This is a genomic window from Mesorhizobium sp. SEMIA396 (assembly GCF_024518615.1).
Classification (GTDB): domain Bacteria; phylum Pseudomonadota; class Alphaproteobacteria; order Rhizobiales; family Rhizobiaceae; genus Mesorhizobium.
In genome coordinates this window covers 31,913-53,983 of sequence record NZ_JANIFC010000020.1, presented here as the reverse complement: position 1 = coordinate 53,983, position 22,071 = coordinate 31,913, and the positions used below count along the sequence as shown (strand labels likewise).

The following is a 22,071-nucleotide window of genomic DNA, read 5'->3' as shown; positions in this document are numbered from 1 at the left end:
GCCGCTTGAAGGTGTCGGGCGATACGACTTCGATGATCTCGGACACCTGCGCGACATCGAGCAGCGCTGCGACGCGCGGCGCGACATTCTTGCCCGACGAGGTCGCCGGCGCGATGATGGTGTCGTAGGCGCCCGCCAGCGACACAATGAGCGCTGCCGTCGGTTCGGCCAGGCGCTCGGCAAGTTCGTCTGCCTCGGCCAGCAACACCTTGCTCACGCCCTTCAGCTTGGCGGCAGCGTCGGCTGCCGGCTTGGCGCCTTTGCCGGCAACCAGCACATGCACGTCCGAGCCGATCTGCAGCGCCGCCGACAGCGCCTTGGCGGTCTGGTCGGAAAGCGTTGCGTTGTCGTGTTCTGCGATGAGGAGAATAGCCATTTTTCTGTTCCTTTCCCGATCGCTTACAACACGCCGGCTTCGTTCTTGAGCTTGTCGACCAGCTCAGTGACGCTCTTGACCTTGACGCCTGCCTTGCGGCCGCTCGGCTCCTCGGTCTTGATGACCTTCAGCCGCGGCTTGACGTCGGCGCCGTAGTCGGCCGGGGTCTTCTCGTCGAGCTGCTTCTTCTTGGCCTTCATGATGTTGGGCAACGAGGCATAGCGCGGCTGGTTGAGGCGAAGGTCGGCGGTGACGATCACCGGCATCTTCAGTTCCACGGTCTGCAGGCCGCCGTCGACTTCGCGCGTCACCTTGGCCTTGTCGCCGTCGAGCACGATCTTGGAAGCGAAGGTGCCCTGCGCCCAGCCAAGCAGTGCCGCCAGCATCTGGCCGGTCTGGTTGGAGTCGTCGTCGATCGCCTGCTTGCCGAGAATGACGAGGCCGGGCTGCTCGGCGTCGACGACGCCTTTCAGCACCTTGGCGACGCCGAGCGGCTCGGTCTGTTCGTCGGTCTTGACCAGGATGGCGCGGTCGGCGCCCATGGCGAGCGCGGTGCGCAGTGTTTCCTGCGCCTGCTGCGGGCCGATCGAGACGACGATGATTTCTTCAGCCTTGCCGGCTTCCTTCAGCCGGATTGCTTCTTCCACCGCGATTTCGTCAAACGGGTTCATCGCCATCTTGACGTTGGCGAGCTCCACCGCCGAACCATCAGCCTTCACGCGAACCTTGACGTTCGCATCCACAACCCGCTTCACGGGCACAAGGATCTTCATTTGCCTGTCACCTCTTCACGCTAGTTGGGCGCGCTATAACAGCCTGCGCCCGTTCTGAGTTGTCGAAAGCCGACATTCCTGACTGAATTTTGGCCGGATGGAATTCCGGCCGGATGGAAATTCTGGTCTTTGCCCGCCTTAGGTTGCGGCGGTGACGTTTCCGTAGTTGCGGCAACCCTGCACGTCAATACGCTGCAAGCGGCTCAAATCGGTTCAGTCCGAACTGGAAGTGTTTCCTCGCCCCCAGCGCGGCGTCGCGGCGGGCGGGTCGGGGATCAGCGGTTCCGTGGCAACCGGCGGTTGGTCGGGAGCGGTGGGCGCGACGTCCTCGTCGGCGCCGGCAAACAGCGGCACGCCGCGGCTGCGCAGGACGAGCACAAGAACGGCTCCGGCAATGATGCCGCCGATATGGCAGGCCCACGAAATCTGGTCCTCGCCGCCGGCGGCAAACATCACCACCTGGAACAGCACCCACAAGATGAGCGGGATGAAGGCCGGGATGCGGAGCGGAATGCGGGCAAAGGCCAGCACCCAGACCTTCACCCTGGGATAAAGGATCAGATAGGCGACGACCACGCCGGCGATGGCGCCGGAGGCACCGATCAGCGGCGCCTGCGAATCCCAGGCGACGAGGCCCTGGAAAGCGGCGCCGGCGATCGCGCACAACAGGTAGAAGATGAGGTAGCGGATGTGGCCGAGCGCATCCTCGACATTGTCGCCGAACACCCACAGGAACAGCATGTTGCCGCCGAGATGGAAGATGTCTGCATGCAGGAAGGAATAGGTGAGGTAGCTCAGGCTTTCGGGGATGACGATGAAACGGGGATCGAGCTCGGCGGTGTCATGGACGACCGACGGGATGAAGCCGAGACCAAGCACGGCGGCATTGGAGAAACTCTCGCCGCCGAGCGCGGTGGCAAGGTAGACCAGGGCATTGACCACGATCAGCCCGATGGTCACATATTGCAGCCTGATGTGCCGCAGCCTGTTGGTGTCGTAAAGCGGGATGAACATGCCCCAGGCCCTCTTCCGCTTTCGACAATCAGCGGTTCTTGCCGGGAACCCATAGCACGTCGGCGTTTCCGTTGTCATTGACCGCCCGGGCGGCGACAAACAGGAAATCCGAGACCCGGTTGATGTATTTCAGACCGTCGCGGTTGACGTGCTCGTCCGGATCCTGGGCAAGGGCCACGATCAGCCTTTCGGCCCGCCGCGCCACGGTGCGGGCAAGGTGAAGTGCCGCCGCTGCCGGCGTGCCGCCATTGAGCACGAAGGATTTGAGCGGCTGAAGCTCCTTGTTGAGAAGGTCGATGTCCTTTTCGACCCGGTCGGTCTGCACGGCGACGATCCGAAGCGGCTCATAGCCGAGCGGCTTGCCGTCGTCGGGCACGGCGAGATCGGCGCCGAGGTCGAACAGATCGTTCTGGATGCGGGAAAGCATGGCGTCGATCGCGGGATGGATCGCGGCCGTGTGGACCCGGGCGATGCCGATGCAGGCATTGGCTTCGTCGACCGTGCCGTAGGCGTCTACCCGCAGGTCGGATTTCAGCCGCCTCTCGCCGGTGCCGAGACCCGTGGTGCCATCATCGCCGGTGCGGGTGTAGATCTTGTTGAGCTTGACCATTTCGCCTCCCCGCCGACATCCCTCACTTGCGGGTGAAATACACCGCAAGCAGGATCAGCACCAGCGCCACGGCCTGCAGCATGACGCGCGCCTGCATCAGCTTGTTCGATGTGACGCCGGAGCCGCCGCGCATCATATTGATGAGGCCACGAACAAGCACGACCGCAACGGCGACCATGACCAGAATGGCGAGAATGTTGAAGACGGTTGCCATTGTTTCGTTCCAGTTGTTTTGGCGTTCAGGCGCGTTTGGCCATCAGGCGGTAAAGCATCGATGCAGGCAGGATGCGTTTGAGCACCGCACCGATCCTGGCCGGCACTGTTACCACATAGTGCGGGCGTGGGCGCCGCGACAGAAGTGCATGGCGCAGCGCCGCATGAACGACTTCCGGCCCTGGCTTCAAGGCCGATTGGCTGCCGCCGGTCCGCAGCCGCTCGAGTTGCGCCGCATAGTCCACGCGGTGCACGGAATTCTCGTGGTCGATGTTGCTGAGAAACCAAATGAGGCCATTGCTGGCGATCTTCGACTTCACCGGCCCCGGCTCGATCAGCGAAACGTGGACGCCGCTGCCGGCCAGTTCCTGGCGCTGGCAGAGCATCAAGGCCTCCAGTGCATGCTTCGACGCGGAATAGGCGCCGCGAAAGCGCACCGGCACGAGGCCAAGGATCGACGAACAGTGGACGATGCGGCCGTCACCCTGGCGGCGCATCACCGGCACCAGCCGGCGGGTCAAATCATGCCAGCCGAAGAAATTCGCCTCGAACTGCTGCTTGAGCGCCGCAACGGGCAGATCCTCGACGGCGCCCGGCTGCGCATAGGCGCCGTTGTTGAAAAGGGCGTCGAGCCGGCCGCCGGTGCGGTCGAGCACCGCCGCCACCAGCGAGGCGATGGAGTCCGGCTCGCAATAATCGAGATAGAAGGCCTCGATGCCATCGGCTTCGAGCGCGGCGATGTCCTGCGGCTTGCGCGCCGTTGCGAACACCCGCCAGCCTTCTGCCTTCAACGCGCGGGCGCAGTACGCGCCTATTCCCGAAGACGCACCGGTGATGATAATCGAGCGCAACTTTCGCGCCGGACTGTTCGTGGTTTCGCCAAGGGTTGCCATTTGCCGCAATCCCTTCCCATATTCCCGGCGTGGAGACAATTGGAGGGCGCGGTTCTTGTTGCGGAAGATCGTAGCCCTCAAGCGGGTCCTCTACGACGCGCTCGGCCATTTCAACACCGATGACGGCTGGGCGATGGCCAGCCATCTGGCGATCACATCGCTGATGGCACTGTTCCCGTTCCTGATCTTCGCGACGACGCTGGCGAGCTTCCTGGGCGCGCAGGCGTTCTCCGACACCGCCGTGCATCTGGTCTTCGACACCTGGCCCGAACAGATCGCCAAGCCGATCGCGCGCGAAGTGCTCAATGTGCTGACCGTCCGGCGCACCGACCTTTTGACCTATGGTGTGGTGCTTGCTGCCTATTTTGCGTCGAACGGCATCGAGGCGCTGCGCACGTCGCTCAACCGCGCCTATCGCGTTTCGGAAACGCGCGGCATCATCTACCGCCGGGTGCAGAGCATCATCTTCGTTCTCATCGCCACGGCCGGTTTCCTGGCGATCAGCGTGCTCCTGGTGTTCGCGCCGCTGCTGGCGCGGATCGCCGAAGCCCATATCGACTGGATCAAGCCCTATATGGGCACCATCACGCTGTGGCGTTACGTCATCGCTTCGGCGGTCATTGTCGGCGGATTGTTTGCCGTGCATTTCTGGCTGCCGGCGGGCAAGCGCCGCTTCGTCTCGCTGGTGCCGGGCATCGTCTTCACGCTGGCGGCATGGCTTATCGGTTCGACCATCTTCGCCACCTATCTCGACCACTTCTCGTCCTATGTGACGACCTATGCCGGCCTGGCCTCGATCATGATCGCCGTGGTCTTCCTCTACATGGTCTCGGCGATCTTCATCCTTGGCGGCGAGCTCAATGCTGCGATCAGCCGCTATCTGGAGGCACGTGCGCGGGTGGGATGACAGGTAGAATTGAGGAATTGAAGAACTGAAGGATTGGAGAAAAAGCGGGCCATATCCGGCGCTGTCTGTGCTTCTTCCTCAATTCCTCAATTCCTCAATTCCTCAATTCCTCAATTCCTCAATTCCTCAATTCCTCAATTCCTCAATTCCTCAATTCCACAGTTCTTCCCTTCGTCTGCCGCGCCGTTGCCAGGCCAACGCCGAATGTGGTGATCGCCATGCCCACGATCTGCAGGGCGTTGAGCTGCTCGTCGAACAGGGCCCATGCGATGACCGCCGTCACCGCCGGCACCAGGTAGAACAGCGACGCCACCTTCGACATCTCGCCGTCGCGGATCATCACCATCAGCAGGAAAATGGCGCCGAGCGACAGCACCAGCACCAGCCAGGCCATGGCGAAGATCAGCTCGCCATTGATGACGACGGTGTGGGTTTCGAAAGCGAGCGAGGCAAGGAGCATCAGCGAACCACCGCCGACATATTGCCACATGGTCGCCGCGACGAGGTCGCCGCCGGAGGCGAAGCGCTTCTGCCAGATGGTGCCGGCGCTCATGCCGAGCACCGAGACCAGTGAGGCGGTCAATGTCGCCGCGGTCACGCCGCCGCCCAGCGCGCCGAGCTTCGGCCACAGCACGATGACGATACCGATGAGGCCGATGCCAAGGCCAAGCCAGTGGCGCGGCAGGATCGCCTCGCCGAGAAACTTACCGGCAAGCACCGCCGTGATCAGTGGCTGCAGGCCGACGATGAGGGCTGAAAAGCCGGCCGGCATGCCCCTGTGGATGGCCCAGAAGACGGCGCCGAGATAGACGCCATGCATCAGGATGCCGGCGCCGGTGGCATGCAGCGCCTCCTGGCGGGTGGCTCTTTTCGAGCCAAGCACAAGCATCAGGACGGCCAGCAGGATAGCAGCGAGGACGAAACGCGCGGCGAGGAAGGTGAACGGTTCCGCCCACGGCATGGCGTAGCGCGCACCGATGAAGCCGGTGGCCCACAAGACGACGAAGGTGGCGGGGATGAACCGCTTGATGCTGTGCATGTTCCGGAGGCCGCCGTACTGGGGAGAGTTGACCGTGGCGCTGCTCTAATGCGCTTCAACCCGACGCGCAAAGCGAAACCATTGATCCATACATCACTGAAATTCAACGGCCGGCGCATTTGGCAGGTGATCTCGCCTGGTCAAAGCCCGACCGTCCGTCTGATGTCATCAGGTGATGCGCCGGCATGGCGCAGCGCGGCAAGACCGGTGTCACGGAGGCTCTTCGACAGCTTTCGGCCGTCGGGTCCGAGGATGAGGCGATGATGGAAATAGGCCGGTTGCGGCAGCCCCAGGAGTCGCTGCAGCAGGCGCTGCACGCCGGTGGCGGAAAACAGATCCTGGCCGCGTACGACGTGGCTGACGCCTTGCAGCGCATCGTCCATGACGACGGCGAGGTGGTAACTGGTCGGGATGTCACGGCGCGCCAAGATCACGTCGCCCCAGTCCTGCGGGCGGGCTTCCACGGAGCGCGTCGCGGAAAGCGTCTCGTCGGAATACTCCGTCCAGGACAGGTCCTTGCCGACACGCGCCATGGCGGCCTCGACATCCAGACGCCAGGCGAAGGGCGCATTCTCGACTATCCGCCGCTGACGTTCCTTCAGCGGCAGCGCCTTGTCCGCGGCGGGGTAGAGCGGCACGCCATCGGGATCGCGCGGCCAGTCGCGCCCACGCTTTTCGCTGTCGGTGATGAAGGCGCGGATCTCGCCACGGCTCATGAAGGCGGGGTAGACGAGTTCCTCCGCGATCAACCGCTCGAGCACCGCCTGGTATTCGGCGAAATGCTCGGACTGGCGGCGCACCGGCTCTTCCCAGCCAAGCCCCAGCCATTTCAGGTCGGCAAGTACGCCGGCCTCGAATTGCGGCGTGCAGCGCGTCGTGTCGATATCCTCGATGCGCAGCAGCAGGCGTCCGTGCGCCCGTGCCGCCAGCTTCTGGTTGAGCAGCGCCGAATAGGCGTGGCCGAGATGCAGGTCGCCGTTGGGGCTGGGCGCGAAGCGGAATGTCAGGAGTGTCATCTCTCAGGCGGCAATCATGTTTTGCGGCGCTTCGCCAATTGCTACCCTGTCGACGGTCGAGGAACAAGAAAGCATGCGCCGTATCGTGACATCAGACGACATTGCCCGGGGGCTCGACGCGCTTTGCGTGATCGACCCGCGCCTGGAAAAGGTGCGCGGCATGGCCGGCGAGGTGCCGCTGCGGCTGTCCGAGCCGGGGTTTCGAAGCCTGGCGTCGATCGTCGTCTCGCAGCAAGTGTCCCGCGCCAGTGCCGATGCCATCTTCGGCCGGCTGACCAAGCTCGTCGATCCGCTGACGCCGCAGGCGATCCTGGCCGCCGGCGAGGACATGTTTCGCGAAGCCGGCCTGTCGCGGCCCAAACAGCGCGGCCTGATCGCTGTTGCCCAGGCCGTGGTCGACGGCCTCGACCTTCATCACCTCTGTTCGCTCGATGCCGAGGAGGCGATCACGACGATGACGGCGGTGTCCGGCATCGGTCCGTGGACAGCGGAAGTGTATCTCTTATTCGCCGCCGGGCATCCCGACATCTTCCCCGCGCGCGACGTCGCGCTGCAGAGCGCGGTCGGCCACGCGCTCGGCATCGAGCCGCGTCCGCCGGAGAAAACCCTGATCGCATTGGCCGAATCATGGAGCCCGTGGCGAGGTGTCGCATCACGGCTTTTCTGGTCCTATTATCGCGAAACCAGAGGGCGGGACGCCGCGCCGCCGGCCTGAATCCGCAAAAAATCATAAAAATCATGCATTTTTGGCGCTTAGGCGACGCGACAATCCGCTTCACATCCCTGTCATGTCGGGCTTACAGTATCCGCGCCGTTCGGGTCTAGAACCAAGGAGGTGAACACGTGACGGTTGCCGTATCTCCGGATGGGCTTCCAGCACTGGTGCTGAATGCGGATTACCGTCCGCTCAGCTATTACCCCTTGTCGCTCTGGTCGTGGCAGGATGCCATCAAGGCGGTGTTCCTCGACCGGGTGAACATCGTCGCCGAATACGAGCACGCCGTCTCCTCGCCGACCTTCTCGATGAAGCTGCCGAGCGTGGTCAGCCTGAAGGCCTATGTGAAGCCCTCCAGGCACCCGGCCTTCACCCGCTTCAACGTCTTCCTGCGCGATCGCTTCCAGTGCCAGTATTGCGGCACGCCTGAGGATCTGACCTTCGATCACGTCATCCCCCGCCATCGCGGCGGCGCGACGACATGGGAGAATGTCGTTGCCGCCTGCTCGCCCTGCAATTTGAGGAAGGGCGGCATGATGCCCGCGCATGCCAAGATGTGGCCGCTGCAGAAGCCTTTCCAGCCGACGGTGCACGATCTGCACAACAATGGCCGCCTGTTCCCGCCCAACCATCTGCATGAGAGCTGGATGGATTATCTGTACTGGGATGTCGAACTCGAACCCTGAGATCGTTCGAGAATTCGGGAGGCTGGCCGTCTGGAGCAATTGTCTGCGCTTCCGCCTACCAGACCATGATATCCGACACTCCCCGGTATCGGACCAGTTCGGTCGTGCTCACTTATCAGCGGCTTCGCGCTTAAGGACCGGCTTCCCCCACTCCGTCGCTGCTTCGCAGCGCCACCTCTCCCCCCTCCGGAGGGAGAGGAAGGGAGCCTCTCTCGGAGGAGCGCTGGCTACAACAGGTTCGCGCCCCTTCCTCTACCCCGTCGATCGGGGGAGAGGTGGCTCGGCGACGCCGAGACGGAGTGGGGGTCGACCTGGCTCGGACGTCGAAGCCGCGCCACCCGAGTCAGCCCGACGAATTTTTGCGCGAACCCTGCGTCGCGCTGCTCAATCAGTCGCGGGTGAGGGCGCCGCGGAAGGCGACGGCGGCGAGGATCAGGCTGGCGATGGCGTTCCAGCCGGCCAGGGACAGGCCAAGGATGCGCAAGGCGGCTTTGTCGCAGGACGGCGGCACGAATTTGTCGAGCGCGTCGAGCACGCCCTTGCCGCCGGTGTCGACCGGCCCGGCGCCTGCGGTACAATCGGTCGGGCCGGCCCACCACTGCCATTCGACGCCGGAGTGGTAGACGCCGAGATAGAGGCCGTAGAGCATCAGGATGCCGCCGACGGCCAGCAGGCCGCGCGTCAGCCAACTGGGTGCGTGCAGCATCGACGCAATCACCGCCAGCACCATCAGCGGCACGCCGACATAGTAGGGCGTGCGCTGTTCGAGGCAGAGGTGGCAGGGGATATAGCCGCCGAGATACTGGAAGCCGAGCGCCGAGCCAACGGTGGCGGCCATGGCGACGGCGAGGAACAAGGCGGTCAGCGTGCGCTGGCGTCCGGTGTCGGCATTCATGGTCGCTGTCATTTCAATCAGTCCGTCCGGCTCGCAATGGTTCTGTTCAGAACGCGTATTTGACCAGGATATAGAGCAAAATCAGGGCAGCCGCGCCGGCGCCGGCGATGAGGCCGAGGCGCTTTTCGATGAATTCGCGGATCGGTTCGCCATAATGGCGCAGCAGCCAGGCGAGCAGCAGGAAACGGCCACCGCGGGCTACGATCGCCAGCACCACGAACAACAGCAAATTGACGCCGATGACGCCGGACAGGATCGTCACCACCTTGATCGGCGGCAGGTGGGCAGCGCCCGACGTGATCAGCATCAGGACGATGAAGCCGATGCCTGCCCCTGCGCGCAGCGCTTCGAACTCGTCGTACTTGCCGTAGAATTCGAGGATCGGCCTCGCCACCGCGTCATAGGCGTAGTGGCCGATGAACCAGCCGGCGATGCCGCCCAGCACCGAGGCGACGGTGGCGATCAGCGCATAGCGGTAGGCGCGATCCGGCCGCGACAGCGCCATCGGCAGATAGAGCACGTCGGCCGGCACCAGGAACACCGAGCTTTCGACGAAGGCGATGAAGGCCAGCCACCATTCGGCGGATTTGCGGGCCGCCAGCGACAAGGTCCAGTCGTAAAGTCCGCGAAGCATCGGCACTCCTAATGCGTGTCGTTCCATTGCGCAGGCAGGTTGGGGTTAACGGCATGCACGCAACAAAGACCCAGAGCACGCCATCCGTCCCCGCAGACGTGCCGCGCTTTGATGCGCCGCCTGTCTAGAAAGATTTTCCGCGCTGCACAATGGCAGCCCCCTCACGAAATCGAAAGGCGCAGTTTGGTCGCATCTTGAGGGCGCCGGAGAATTGGCCAGTTGACGAACAGCCCTCCAACCGTATAGTCCCGCGCCATCCAGGCCGCCCGGCCTGAGCCCCTATGGCGGAATTGGTAGACGCGCTCGACTCAAAATCGAGTTCCGCAAGGAGTGCTGGTTCGATTCCGGCTAGGGGCACCATCCTTCACTCTTCGAGCTTCGGGTGGGACAATTTAGCCTGTGTTTGTTTTGGGATCCGCTTGTGCGCGGCAGCGCCGGCGTTGCGTTCCCGGTTGGCCTTTTGGTGTATCGTGGTCTGCTGTTTCCCATGCTAACGCTTGCCGGCCCTTGTTCGCCTGCAAGTGCCCCTTCAGGCTGATCGGCGCTTTTCGCTCAACAAAACTCGCAGATGCGGTAACGCCGCATGCGCCACCGCCTTGGGTGGTTGCGTGAACATGCAAGGCGGTTCCGCAGCGCCTAGAAGGCAGGTCTTTTGCCAATCCAATGTAATGGACCAACAACCGCCGCAGACACGCGGGGCAATATTGATATTGTTCGGGTAGGCGTAATAGCCGATCGGCGTTGGACCGAAAACGACACAACACGGCGTCCCTACACAGCTTGCGATATGAACAAGCCCTCCCTCCATGTCGAAATGCATGGACGAGTTCGCAAGAACGGAGGTGATTTGCGGCTGTGTTGTCTTGGAAGAAAGGTTGTAGTCGGCCGAACTGAGGGTGCCTCCTACCACGCCGACTTGGACAACCGGAAGATCCGGCAACTGCGCCTTCACCTCTTTCACGACATCATCCAAGAACGGATAATCTCGCGTAGCTCGAGGGCGACCCGACTCCTCGCTGAAGGAATTATGGACGGTAATGTAGGGTTTATGGTCCAGTCCCAAGCTTTGAACCAAGGACGCATCCTCAGGTAACGGATATTGATGGCCGCCAAAGGGCACACCGCTGACATGGTTCAGAAAGGTGTCTCGCCTCACGTTCTGAAATTGGGCTACAAGTGCTGGATGGAAGTCCAAATGAGGATGCGCATCGATCGCATGCGAAAACATCTTCCGATAGGGTGCGATGCTTTGCAGCATTGCTGAAAGCGCCGGCCACCGTTCGGCAGCGGCAGAACTCATGTGCACAAGATCTACGGTGTGTGTGAGCTGCAGGACAAGAAGATATCGATGCGTGACCCACGTAAATACGCGTTTCGGAGCTTCAATGAAAGTTACATCCGGGAGAGGCTCGTAGAGCCAGCCCATTCCGCCCGTTACGGAATAGACGTCGATCTTTGCGCGGCCAAAGTGGCTCAGCAGATCGCGAATAAACCGGACGGCCACGATATGGTCGCCCATGCCGCCTGTTACACGAATGGCAATGCTGTCTCGTCGTTCTACGTTGATCGCTAGATGAAGTGCTAACGCCGCATTCTTGAAGCCGTTGCGCGTCCTGCGTGAGAAGCGCGTAAGGCCTCGATCTTGCCTACTCATGGCGATTCCTAAGCTTTGACGTTGAACATTCTTCCAGACGGTATCTACGCCGCCGCCGCTCCAGATGCTATCCAAGGGCATGGAGCGCTCGGCGATGCAATGATCGAGCCGGGACTGATGGCGAGGAGACCTGCGGCAGCCATTTCATTTTTCATGGCTCGGAATCCTCGCTCTGGCAGGGATCAAGACGCTTGCTGAGGGCATCCACAGACAGGACAACCGTTGGAATGCACTCGACGTTTCGACGGCCTCGAGTTCGGTGTGCCAGAAGGGCGGCGGCGTCATGCCGATCACCAACACGTCCGTCGGCTCGGCGTGGCCACCTGCGTACCGATATGCCTCAGCAGGCGGTCAAGACGCTTTGCGCGTCCCGCCGGTGGGGCCGCCGTCATTGGCCGCGCCGATCTCGCCAGCCGCCAGCAATTCGTCGAATGTCCGTTCGAGATCGGCATTGTCATCGGCTGCCGGTCCGCTGGGGGGATCCTGGCGTGTCAGCGTTTCCAGCCTTTGATGAAGCTGGCGGTTTTCATCGCGGCAACGGGCATGCGCGAGTTCGTCGGTCATGCCGCGCAAGCGGAGATCGGCGAGTTGGACCTTCACCGCGCCATAGTCTCGGCGCGCCGCGTCGCGCTCCTGGCGCAACGTCGCGATCTCGGCTTCCGAGGTTTGGCCCCGATACTCGGCCACGTCCTCGGCGCGCTGCCCGACCCTCGGCGTTGCGCGGACCACGCTTTGATCGGCGGCGCTGCGCTGGAGCGAGCGCAACCTCTTTTCAAGTTCGACGGCCCGCTCCTGCGCGGCGGCGGCGCAATCGCCGAGAACGCCGCGCTGATGCTCGAGCGTGGACAGCCGCACCTGCAGGTCCTGCTGCACCAGCATCTGCGCAGACAGTTTGCCGGTCAGTCTTTCGTTGTGGAGCTGGTAATCCGCGACCTTGGAACGAAGCAGCATGGCGGCCTGTTGCAAGCTGGCGAGCCGCGATGCAACGTCCTCACGCGCCTGCTCTGCGGCTTGCCTGGCGATGATCTCGTCGCGAAATTGCCCCGACACGCGCGCCAGGTTCCGGCCCAGACGCTCGACCTCGACATTCGCTTCGAGGAACCGCGTTGCGCGCTGGCCGGCATGCCTGTCCGCTTGCGCAATGGTCTGCCGTGCCCTGTTGAGTTGGACTTCCAGGTCGGCAATGGTCTTGCTCGCGATCGATAGCTCGCGCGATTTTCGCCCAAGCTCTTTCGAGGTGCGATCCTGCAAGCGCTGCAGCTTCGCCACCTCTTCCTGCAATTCCCATTTGTCGGTATCGGGAGCGTCGGCATCGTGCGTTTGCGCATCAAGCCTGCCCACATCGTGGTCAACCAACGACCACGCCGAGTCGTCACCGGCACGTGGATCCAGCCTGTCGTTGGACAAGGGCGAGGAGCCGCGCATGGCGCGGGCCTGGCTCGAGCCCGTCCGGGCCGAAGTCGAGCCGAGGGAGGCGGCCAGCGTGTCTGACTGGGCCAATCCGGTCACGGGCTCCTCTTCGAAGAGAGGCAAAGCTTGATACGTTGCGGCTCGAATGCTTCGAATCAGTTCGTCGAAGTCTTCGTCGGCCCTTCGGACAACGGCGCTATCCTCCGCACTGATGTGCCGGGCGCCGTTGGCCTCATGATTCAGCGACATTTCTCTCTCATCGCTACCGAATCACTAGATTATCGTGAATTAAGAACAAGAATGCGAGTAGGTTTTATCGGCTTTCACTGGAAATTTCTGCGAGAAATCTCGTTTTTTTATAAGCAGAGATCAATATTCGCGTTTGCCTGCTGGCAACCGAAGTAAACTCCCGGTCACCCACCCGTCAAATATTGCAGCGAAGATGTGCCATTCTCCAGAACCGCACCCTGCCTTTTCTCAGCGCCGCCCCAACAGGCTCTTCATGCGGTTGCGCAGCAGGCGGGCCATGTTGCGGGTCTCGCGGTAGAGGTGCAGTTGCGAGGCGGCCTGGCGGGTGAGGCGGTCGGCATCCGGCGCCAGGCCGATCACCAGCGTGCCCATCGGCTTGCGCTCCGCCCATAGCCGGCTCATCACCGGATGGTCGGGCACCGCGCAGGAATCGGTCATCATGATGTTGGGATCGTCGAGATGCTGCCTGGTCACCTCGATCATCAGCAGCGTGCCGGGCGAATAGCTGGCCAGCGTCTCGTCATAGGCCGTCTTCCAGGTATAGGCGATGCCGGCTTCGACGAAGACGATCAGGCAGGCGATGGTGCGGCCGTCGAGCGTCAGCGAATGGATGCGGCACATGTCCTGTTCGGCCAGCCGGTGCACGGCTTCGCGGGCGAAGGCGGCGCGGAAGCGGTCGATCGCCATGGCGGTGCGTTCGCGGCCTTTCCAGCCGGCCGCTTCCAGCGACAGGAAGCCTTCGATGGCATGGCGGATGTCTTCGGGGCCGCGCGCCACGACATGCTCAAGCTTGCCAAGGTCGCCAAGGCGCCGCTTCAGGCGGCGGAACTCGCGATAATGGTGCGCGCGCAGCGAGGCCTTCAGATAATCATCTCCATCGAGCTCGCTCTCCAGCGCCGGGCGCTGGATCTGGCCGGTGGTGACCAGCGTCAGGCCGCGCGCCTCGGCCACGGTGGCAAGCAGGCTCGCCACCGGGCCATCGAGCCGGACATCGGCCAGGACGAAGACTTTCGGCAGCTTGAGGTGCGGGCGCGACAGCATCGAGAAGAAGTCTTCGACGACGCCGACCGGATCGTCGCGGTCGACCAGCGGCGTGCCGAGCGGACCGAACGGGCTCGACCATGTGCGCATGACCGGCACGCCGAGCGGCACCACCGGCCGTTCCACCGAGAACGGCACCAGAAGGCGCAGCCGGTTGCGGTATTCGTCGCCGTCGCGGATGACCGCCAGCCGCACCTCGCGGTCCTCCAGCCGCGGCATGGCGGGCGCCAGGAAACGCGGGTTGAAGAACACGTTGGGCTCGACCGTGCGGGCGCAGAGATAATCCAGCTCCTCGACCAGGTCGAAGCCGGCCGATGCCGGATAGATGGCGAGCTTGCGCTCGGGCCGGTTGTTGGCGAGGATTTCAATGTGAGCGGGGTCGGCGTCGCGGGTCAGTCCGGCAAGGCCAGACACCATCGCGCCGGCAGTGCCGCCGCTGGTTTCCTCAAGCAACGGGATGGCAGCCATCACGCGGCTCCTTTCGGGGCTAAGAAGATGAGCATGGCGATGCCGAGCTTGCGCCACACCGTGAAGGAGAGCGCGCCGGCTTCGAAGATCATGGCAAAGGCGGTGGCCATTGCCGCGCCCCACAGGCCGAACATCGGGATGAGCACCACATTGAGGGCGATGTTGAAGGCCAGCGTCATGGCATAGACGGCAGCACAGATGTTCTGGTTGCCGCTCATCGTCAGCAGGCTTTCGCAGGGGCCGACGGCGGCCCGCGCCACGACGCCGAAGACAAGCAGGAACAGCAACGGATAGCCTGATGTGAATTCAGGGCCGAACAGCACCAGCATCGGCTCGCCGAGCGCCAGCACCAGCAGTGCCATCAAGAGCGATGGCCAGAACGTCCACGACACCGTCTCGCGGGCGAAGGCGGCAAGCCTTTGCGGGTCGCCATGGGTGAACTGCGCATAGCGCTGGGCAACGCCGGCCTTGACGGCGAAGTAGACGAAATGCACCAGCGCCAGCGTCTTCACGGTGGCGAAATAAACGGCGACGTCGTTGGGATCCATATAGGCGCCGACCATCAGCACATCGGCATTGGTGAGCAGGAAGAAGAAGCTCTCGACCAGGAAGATCGGCAGCGAGACGACGAACCATTGCGCGAAATGGACCTTTATCGGCCCCGCCGGGATCTGCCGTTCCATGCGCTGGGTGACACCGACGAGTTGTCCCAGCGTGGTGGCGTAGGTGGCGGCGATCGAGGCGAAGATGGCGGTCCTGGCATCGGGTGCGTAGCCCACGAACAGCATCAGCGCCATGAACAGCAGGATCAGCACGGGCCGCACCAGATAGGTCGGCGACAGGGCAAACAGCGCCCAGCTGTTGGCGCGTGCCAGGCCCGACAAAAGGTCGGACATGGCGATCATCGGCAGGCAGATGACGCCGAGGATGAACGGGATCACATAGTAGTTCTCGATCCAGGGTGCCGCCAGCCAGACGCCGAGCGCGCCGAGCCCGGCAATCAGCGTGGAGGCGATCAGCACGAACAGACGGCTGGCTAGCACGATGCCGCGCAGTTCGTCCATCAAGCCGCGCTCGCGATATTCGGGAATGTAGCGGATGACCGAGGTGTGGAAGCCCAGGCAGGCGAGATTGCCGACGATGACCATCGTCACCCAGACGAGGACGAAGATGCCATATTCGAACGAGCCCATCCAGCGTGCCATCAGCACCTGGCTGACGAAGGCGATGACGGCGCTAACGATGCGGACCGAGAAGGCGATGACCGACATGCGGCTCGCCTCGCCGCGCTCGTCGGCGGTGAACAGCACGGCATCGATGCGGCCAAGCAACGGCCCCATGCGCAGCGCCCAACGCTGCGGCAAGAACCGCCCGGCAGTCGTGGCCGCGGAAAAGCGCACCCCGATTTCTCTCCGTTTTCCGCTTCTTTTTCAGGCGTTAGTGTAGCGGAGACACATTAAGAAAACGTGGGTGGGGAGCCCCCTTCGCCCCGTCACTATACGGGGAGAAGGTGCCGGCAGGCGGATGAGGGGCGGCGCTGGCGGTGGGAGGGTTTGCGCTGTGCGCTTGGCAAAGAACGGAGGAAATACGAGCGCAAATGATGGCGGGTTAACATTCAAGCACTTTCCCAGAAGCGCGAAACCCGCTCTAATACGCCCGTTCTGGGGAAACCATGTCACAGCTTATAATTCACGGCCATGTGACTCTGGGGGCCCGAGACAAGTTCGTTGCGCGTTGGGTTGTATGAGGATGGGACGATGAAGGCGACCGTTCCACCCTTTGCAGAGTTCTTTGTGCCGGTCTTGCGGGCATTGGACGCGCTCGGCGGCTCCGCTTCGATCGAAGAGATCGACGACAAGACGGCAGTACTGATGAACATTTCCGATGCGGCGCGGGCGGTGCTGGTTGGTGATGGTCCAAGGGCAAAGTTCGATTATCGCTGCGCCTGGGCACGAAGCTGGCTGAAGAATGCAGGCCTCACGAACAATAGCGAGCGCGGCGTGTGGGCGCTCACGGCGGAAGGCCGGGCATCGCTGTCACTTGCTCCGGAAGAAATCGTACGGCTTGTCAGGCGAGCCGACGCGGCACTACGCAAAGCGAAAACTGTCGTTGCCCCCGAGCGCGTGGAGGCCGAAGCGGAAGCAGCTGATATCGCCTTGAAGGACTGGCGGGAGCAACTGCTCGACATACTTCTGGCGCTTGATCCCGCGGCCTTTGAGCGGTTGTGCCAGAGAATTCTCCGTGAGGCCGGCTTTATCAAGGTCGAGGTGACCGGGAGGAGCGGCGATGGTGGCATCGACGGCACCGGTGTATTGCGGGTCAACCTGCTTTCGTTCCACGTGCTATTCCAGTGCAAGCGTTGGAAAGGCTCGGTGGGGTCAGGCGTCGTGCGCGACTTTCGCGGTGCAATGGTTGGTCGAGCCGATAAGGGCCTTGTCATCACCACCGGTACATTTACCGCGGATGCGCGGCGCGAGGCTGTGCGCGACGGCGCTCCTGCCATCGACCTGATCGATGGTGACGGATTATGCGATCTGCTCAAGGATCAGAAGATCGGCGTGCGAGTGAAGATGGTGGAGGAAGTGACGGTCGACGAGGCGGCATTCGCCGAGTTTTAACGACGCCAATCGCGGAACCCAGCGCCGCCCCTCATCCGCCCTTCGGGCACCTTCTCCCCGTGAACGGGGAGAAGGGAAAAAAAGCGCCGCGCCCTTACGCGAACGCCCCGTGGCAGTGCTTGTACTTCTTCCCCGAACCGCAGGGGCAGGCTTCGTTGCGGCCGACTTTGCCCCAGGTGGCCTGGTTGTTGGGGTCGCGGTCCTCGGGAGCGACGACGGCGGTTGTCTCCGGGCGGACCAGGAGGGCGGTTTCGCCGCCTTCGAAGTCGTTCTCGCCGGTGGTGCCGTCGATGTGGGTGCCGAACATGTCGGGGGCTTCCGGGGGCGGCGCTTCGGCGGCCTGGCGGACCAGTTCGACGCGCATCAGCTGCGCGGTGACGGCCTGGCGCAGATTGCCCAGCATGGCCTGGAACAGCTCGAATGCTTCGCCCTTGTACTCCTGCAGCGGATCGCGCTGGGCGTAGCCGCGGAAGCCGACGACCGAACGCAGATGGTCGAGATTGACGATGTGCTCGCGCCACAGATGATCGAGCGTCTGCAGCACAACCGAGCGCTCGACATAGTTCATCACCTCGGGGCCAAAACGCTCGGCGCGCTCCTTGGCGGCGGCTTCGGCGGCCTGCCCGATGCGCTCGCGGATGTCGTCTTCGGCGATGCCCTCTTCCTTGGCCCAGTCCTCGACCGGCAGGTCGAGGTTGAGGAACTCGGCGATCTCGGCCTTCAGCCCGGCAACGTTCCACTGCTCGGCATAGGCGTTTTCGGGAATGGCCTTGGCGACGATCTCGTCGATGACGCCTTCGCGCATCTCGGCGATCGTTTCGGACAGGCCTTCGCCGTCCATCAGCTCGATGCGCTGCTCGAACACCACCTTGCGCTGGTCGTTGGAGACGTCGTCATATTTCAAAAGGTTCTTGCGGATGTCGAAGTTGCGCGCCTCGACCTTCTTCTGCGCCTTTTCCAGTGCCTTGTTGATCCACGGATGGATGATCGCCTCATCTTCCTTGAGGCCGAGCTTCTGCAGCATGCCGTCCATGCGCTCGGAGCCGAAGATGCGCATCAGATCGTCCTGCAGGGACAGGAAGAATTTCGAGCGGCCGGGGTCGCCCTGACGGCCGGAACGGCCGCGCAACTGGTTGTCGATGCGGCGCGATTCGTGGCGTTCGGTGGCCAGCACGTAGAGGCCGCCGGCGGCCAGCGCCTTTTCCTTCAGCCGCTCGATGTCGGCAATGATTTCCTTTTCCCGCGCCTCGCGCTCGGGTCCGGCCGGCATGTCGCCGAGCTCTTCCTCGATGCGCATCTCGGCATTGCCGCCGAGCTTGATGTCGGTGCCGCGGCCGGCCATGTTGGTGGCGATGGTGATGGCGCCGGGCTTGCCGGCCTGGGCGACGATCGCCGCCTCGCGCTCGTGATGGCGGGCGTTCAGCACTTCGAAATCGGTAAAACCTTCCTTGCGCAGGCGCTCGGCCAGCTGCTCGGACTTTTCGATGGAAGTGGTGCCGACCAGCGTCGGCTGGCCCTTGGCGCTGGCTTCGCGGATCTCTCTCACGATCGCCTTGTATTTCTCCTCGACCGTCCGGTAGACCTCGTCGTCCTCGTCGATGCGCACGACCGGCAGATTGGTCGGGATCTCGGTGACTTCGAGACCGTAGATGTTGCCGAATTCCTCGGCCTCGGTCAGCGCCGTGCCGGTCATGCCGGAGAGCTTCTTGTAGAGGCGGAAATAATTCTGGAAGGTGACGGAGGCCAGCGTCTGGTTCTCCGGCTGGATCGCCACATGCTCCTTGGCTTCGAGCGCCTGGTGCAGGCCTTCCGAATAGCGGCGGCCCGGCATCATGCGGCCGGTGAACTCGTCGATGATGACGATCTCGCCGTTGCGGACGATGTAGTCCTTGTCCTTCTGGAACAGCCGGTGCGCCTTCAGCGCGTTGTTGACGTGATGGACGATGGCGACGTTCTCGACGTCGTAGAGCGACTCGCCCTTGAGCAGGCCGGCATCGCGCAAAAGGTTCTCGAGCTTCTCGGTGCCTTCCTCGGTGAAGATCGAGGTCTTCTGCTTCTCGTCGATCTCATAATCCTGCGGCTGCAGCTGGATGATGAAGGTGTCGATGGTGTTGTACATTTCCGAACGGTCCTCGAGCGGACCGGAAATGATCAGCGGCGTGCGCGCCTCGTCGACCAGGATGGAATCGACTTCGTCGACGATCGCGTAATTGTGACCGCGCTGCACCATCTGGGCGCGCTCGTATTTCATGTTGTCGCGCAGATAGTCGAAGCCGAGCTCGTTGTTGGTGGCGTAGGTGACATCGGCGGCGTAGGCGGCGCTGCGCTCCTCGTCAGACAGGCCATGGACGATGACGCCGACCGAGAGGCCGAGGAACTTGTAGACGCGGCCCATCCATTCGGAGTCGCGGGTGGCCAGGTAATCGTTGACGGTGACGACGTGGACGCCTTTGCCGGCGAGCGCATTGAGGTAGACCGGCAGCGTCGCGACCAGGGTCTTGCCCTCGCCGGTGCGCATCTCGGCAATACCGCCATTGTGCAGCACCATGCCGCCGATCAGCTGGACATCGAAGGGGCGCATGCCGAGCACGCGGCGCGCTGCCTCGCGGGCGGTGGCGAAGGCCGGCACCAACAGGTCGTCGAGTGTGGCGCCATTGGCTATGTCCTGGCGGAACTTCGCGGTGCGGCCGACCAACTCCTCGTCGGAGAGCGCCCGCATCTCGTTTTCCATGGCGTTGATCGCCTCGACACGGGGCCGGGTCGATTTGACCCGACGGTCGTTGGAGGAACCGAAAACCTTACGGGCGAGACCGCCGAGACTGACCATCCAATGGTCCTTTCGATAGAATTCTCAATCTTGAGATGAGCGCCGGCCGGCCCCATCAATTCCACGTGAACACTGGCGAACACATTAGTGAACACTGGCAAACACAAAAAGCGCCCGGAAAACGGTTCTGGACGCAAAGTCGTTGGACAGATAAGAGGGGGCTCAACTGATGTCAACGCCGCGCTGGCCCTGCTGGCTGCGCCAAATTCCGCCACAATCTGGCCGATCTGGAAGCACCCTCTTAACAATCCCCACCGGAGTCCACCCTATGTCCCTGTTGTTCCGCCGCGCGTCGCTCGCCAGCCTTGGCTTGGCCGTCGGCCTGTCGGCCCTTTCGCTCTCGCCGCTGATGGCGCAGCAAACCGCTCCCGCCCCGGCGGATGCAGCAGCGCCAGCCGCGGCACCGGTCGATCCGAATAAGGTTATCGCCACGGTCAACGGCCAGCCCCTGACCGAAGCCGATCTGGTGCTTGCCGAAGGGGAATTGTCACAGCAGTTCGCGCAATTGCCACCCGAGCAGCGCCGTGCCGCAGCGCTCTCGGCTGCCATCGAGATCCGTGTCATGGCCGCCCAGGCGGTCACGTCAGGGCTCGACAAGGATCCCGACTTCCAGCGCCGCATGGCCTTCCTGCAGCAGCGCGCGCTGCATGGCGAGATGGTCGAGAAGGGCGTCGTCGACAAGGTCACCGACGCCGAGGTCCGCGCCCGCTACGACCAGGAAATCGCCAACACGCCGCCCACCAACGAGCTGCATGCCCGTCACATCCTCGTGAAGACGAAGGAAGAGGCCGAGGCCATCATCAAGCAGCTCGACGGCGGCGCCGACTTCCAGAAGCTCGCCAACGAGCACACCAGCGATCCCTCGGGCAAGACCAGCGGCGGCGATCTCGGCTGGTTCGGACCTGGCCAGATGGTGCCGGAGTTCGACAAGGCGGCCTCCGCGCTCGAGGTCGGCAAATACACCGAGCAGCCGGTGCAGTCGCAGTTCGGCTGGCATGTCATCAAGCTCGAGGACAAGCGCACCAAGCAGCCGCCGGCCTTCGACGACGTCAAGGACCAGGCCAAGCAGGCGGTCATCCGCGACAAATATTTTGCGCTGGTCAAGTCGCTGCGCGCCGGCGCCAAGATCGAGATCCCCGACGCGAACCTGAAGAAGACGGTCGATACGCTGGAAAGCGCCAAGTAAGACTGATAGCTCTTTGAAAAGGGCGCGGCAGCCAGGGGTTGCCGCGCCCTTTTTCATCGCCGTTTTTTAAGGGGCGGGCGCCGCTATGCCTCGCATCACGTAGTTGACCGCCTTGCCGATGGCGGCTTCGTCCTCGTCGAGCCGGTTGGTCAACAGATGTCTCCAGGCGAAGGAGGCGATCAGGTCTGCGACAACAGCTGAATCGACGCCGGCCGGGATTTCGCCCCTTGCCTTGGCGCGTTCGATGATCTGGCCGGTATGGGAGCGTCGGCCCAGCGAGTAGTCGGCAAGGGCCGCGGCAGCGGTCTCGTCCGACTGCGCCTCGGCGATCAGCGACCGGAACACGCTTCCCGACGATGTCTCGCGCCAGTGGGTGAACAGGTTTTTCAGGAAGCCGACGAGATCCTCCTCCAGCCGCCCGGTATCGGGAACCTCGACGCGCTTCTGGCGCTGATAGACCTCAAGCAGCAATGCCGCCTTGCTCGGCCACCAGCGATAGATGGTGGGTTTGCCGGCGCGGGCCCGCCGCGCCACCGCCTCGATCGAGAAACCGGCATAACCGGCTTCGACCAGTACGGCCTCGGCGGCTTCGAGAATGGCATCGGCGCTGTCGGGGTTGCGCCGCGCACCGATCGATCTGCGCGCCGGATCGGCGTCCTCGGCCATCTCTGTCTCCTCGCCAACACTATCGCCGGCAATATAGGCGACCCGACGCTCAAACGAAACGGCGCGTTTTCAAGCTTCGGGAACGGATGGTAGCGGCAGGGGTTAAGTTCATTCTCTGAAAGTCTACCGCCGTGTCGGTTGGCGAAGCTCCAAACGCAAAAACCCGCCGGGCGGCGGGTCA

At 63.1% G+C, this 22,071-nt stretch carries 20 protein-coding genes, 1 tRNA gene and 1 pseudogene; 6 read left to right on the top strand and 16 right to left on the bottom strand.

Annotated elements, in window-relative coordinates; all coding sequences use genetic code 11:
* The 6 genes and pseudogenes from NP503_RS32005 to NP503_RS31980 all read right to left on the bottom strand — a co-directional run.
* A pseudogene (locus NP503_RS32005) lies at positions 1–376 on the bottom strand (electron transfer flavoprotein subunit alpha/FixB family protein); the annotation flags it as partial.
* A 23-nt stretch (positions 377–399) separates the two neighbouring features.
* Entirely contained in the window at positions 400–1,149 is a 750-nt protein-coding gene (locus NP503_RS32000; protein ID WP_127277120.1) for an electron transfer flavoprotein subunit beta/FixA family protein, read from the bottom strand.
* 213 nt (positions 1,150–1,362) lie between these two features.
* Complete coding sequence (locus NP503_RS31995) at positions 1,363–2,163, bottom strand: rhomboid family intramembrane serine protease (protein ID WP_127272488.1); 801 nt, start codon at positions 2,161–2,163, stop codon at positions 1,363–1,365.
* A 28-nt stretch (positions 2,164–2,191) separates the two neighbouring features.
* On the bottom strand, positions 2,192–2,773 hold the full coding sequence (locus NP503_RS31990) for a cob(I)yrinic acid a,c-diamide adenosyltransferase (RefSeq protein WP_127270629.1): 582 nt from the start codon (positions 2,771–2,773) through the stop codon (positions 2,192–2,194).
* A gap of 22 nt (positions 2,774–2,795) precedes the next feature.
* Positions 2,796–2,987 (bottom strand): twin transmembrane helix small protein, encoded by a 192-nt coding sequence (locus NP503_RS31985; protein ID WP_013529428.1) that lies wholly within the window; start codon positions 2,985–2,987, stop codon positions 2,796–2,798.
* A 25-nt stretch (positions 2,988–3,012) separates the two neighbouring features.
* Positions 3,013–3,879, bottom strand: a complete 867-nt coding sequence (locus NP503_RS31980; protein ID WP_127270628.1) for an SDR family oxidoreductase — start codon at positions 3,877–3,879, stop codon at positions 3,013–3,015.
* 55 nt (positions 3,880–3,934) lie between these two features.
* Between NP503_RS31980 and NP503_RS31975 the strand changes: the two genes are divergently transcribed.
* Positions 3,935–4,786: a YihY/virulence factor BrkB family protein gene (locus NP503_RS31975; RefSeq protein ID WP_127270626.1), complete on the top strand. Its 852-nt coding sequence runs from the start codon at positions 3,935–3,937 to the stop codon at positions 4,784–4,786.
* A 142-nt stretch (positions 4,787–4,928) separates the two neighbouring features.
* Here NP503_RS31975 and NP503_RS31970 read toward each other — a convergent pair whose 3' ends face one another.
* Together NP503_RS31970 and gluQRS are read right to left on the bottom strand one after the other, a co-directional pair.
* The gene (locus NP503_RS31970) at positions 4,929–5,825 is read right to left on the bottom strand and encodes a DMT family transporter (RefSeq protein WP_127272487.1); all 897 of its coding nucleotides are present in this window, start codon (positions 5,823–5,825) and stop codon (positions 4,929–4,931) included.
* A gap of 140 nt (positions 5,826–5,965) precedes the next feature.
* On the bottom strand, positions 5,966–6,841 hold the full coding sequence (gene gluQRS, locus NP503_RS31965) for a tRNA glutamyl-Q(34) synthetase GluQRS (protein WP_127268793.1): 876 nt from the start codon (positions 6,839–6,841) through the stop codon (positions 5,966–5,968).
* 73 nt (positions 6,842–6,914) lie between these two features.
* Here gluQRS and NP503_RS31960 point away from each other — a divergent pair, with 73 nt between their 5' ends.
* Positions 6,915–7,556 (top strand): DNA-3-methyladenine glycosylase, encoded by a 642-nt coding sequence (locus NP503_RS31960; RefSeq protein WP_127268792.1) that lies wholly within the window; start codon positions 6,915–6,917, stop codon positions 7,554–7,556.
* Between the two features lie 128 nt (positions 7,557–7,684).
* Complete coding sequence (locus NP503_RS31955) at positions 7,685–8,242, top strand: HNH endonuclease (RefSeq protein WP_006328497.1); 558 nt, start codon at positions 7,685–7,687, stop codon at positions 8,240–8,242.
* Between the two features lie 388 nt (positions 8,243–8,630).
* Here NP503_RS31955 and NP503_RS31950 read toward each other — a convergent pair whose 3' ends face one another.
* Complete coding sequence (locus tag NP503_RS31950; protein ID WP_127268791.1) at positions 8,631–9,149, bottom strand: disulfide bond formation protein B; 519 nt, start codon at positions 9,147–9,149, stop codon at positions 8,631–8,633.
* 34 nt (positions 9,150–9,183) lie between these two features.
* On the bottom strand, positions 9,184–9,771 hold the full coding sequence (locus NP503_RS31945) for a YqaA family protein (protein WP_127268790.1): 588 nt from the start codon (positions 9,769–9,771) through the stop codon (positions 9,184–9,186).
* Between the two features lie 275 nt (positions 9,772–10,046).
* Here NP503_RS31945 and NP503_RS31940 point away from each other — a divergent pair.
* Positions 10,047–10,131, top strand: a tRNA-Leu gene (locus NP503_RS31940).
* A gap of 169 nt (positions 10,132–10,300) precedes the next feature.
* On the opposite strand, the gene NP503_RS31935 is transcribed toward NP503_RS31940, so the two are convergent.
* From NP503_RS31935 to NP503_RS31920, 4 genes are all read right to left on the bottom strand, one after another.
* Positions 10,301–11,506 (bottom strand): glycosyltransferase family 9 protein, encoded by a 1,206-nt coding sequence (locus NP503_RS31935; RefSeq protein ID WP_127268789.1) that lies wholly within the window; start codon positions 11,504–11,506, stop codon positions 10,301–10,303.
* 270 nt (positions 11,507–11,776) lie between these two features.
* Positions 11,777–13,084, bottom strand: a complete 1,308-nt coding sequence (locus NP503_RS31930) for a hypothetical protein (RefSeq protein ID WP_127272363.1) — start codon at positions 13,082–13,084, stop codon at positions 11,777–11,779.
* 228 nt (positions 13,085–13,312) lie between these two features.
* Positions 13,313–14,593 carry a GNAT family N-acetyltransferase gene (locus NP503_RS31925; protein ID WP_127272362.1) on the bottom strand — a complete coding sequence of 427 codons (1,281 nt, stop codon included), beginning with the start codon at positions 14,591–14,593 and terminating at the stop codon, positions 13,313–13,315.
* Complete coding sequence (locus tag NP503_RS31920; RefSeq protein ID WP_127271016.1) at positions 14,593–15,993, bottom strand: lipopolysaccharide biosynthesis protein; 1,401 nt, start codon at positions 15,991–15,993, stop codon at positions 14,593–14,595. The genes NP503_RS31925 and NP503_RS31920 overlap by 1 nt, the downstream gene beginning before the upstream one ends.
* Before the next feature lie 357 nt (positions 15,994–16,350).
* Between NP503_RS31920 and NP503_RS31915 the strand changes: the two genes are divergently transcribed.
* Positions 16,351–17,211: a restriction endonuclease gene (locus tag NP503_RS31915; protein WP_127272361.1), complete on the top strand. Its 861-nt coding sequence runs from the start codon at positions 16,351–16,353 to the stop codon at positions 17,209–17,211.
* 94 nt (positions 17,212–17,305) lie between these two features.
* Here NP503_RS31915 and secA read toward each other — a convergent pair whose 3' ends face one another.
* Entirely contained in the window at positions 17,306–20,038 is a 2,733-nt protein-coding gene (secA, locus tag NP503_RS31910; RefSeq protein ID WP_127269308.1) for a preprotein translocase subunit SecA, read from the bottom strand.
* 268 nt (positions 20,039–20,306) lie between these two features.
* Here secA and NP503_RS31905 point away from each other — a divergent pair, with 268 nt between their 5' ends.
* Positions 20,307–21,224 (top strand): peptidylprolyl isomerase, encoded by a 918-nt coding sequence (locus NP503_RS31905; protein ID WP_127269307.1) that lies wholly within the window; start codon positions 20,307–20,309, stop codon positions 21,222–21,224.
* A 66-nt stretch (positions 21,225–21,290) separates the two neighbouring features.
* Here the strand turns inward: NP503_RS31905 and NP503_RS31900 are convergent, their stop codons facing one another.
* Entirely contained in the window at positions 21,291–21,890 is a 600-nt protein-coding gene (locus tag NP503_RS31900) for a TetR/AcrR family transcriptional regulator (protein ID WP_127269306.1), read from the bottom strand.
* Positions 21,891–22,071: the final 181 nt, after the last annotated feature.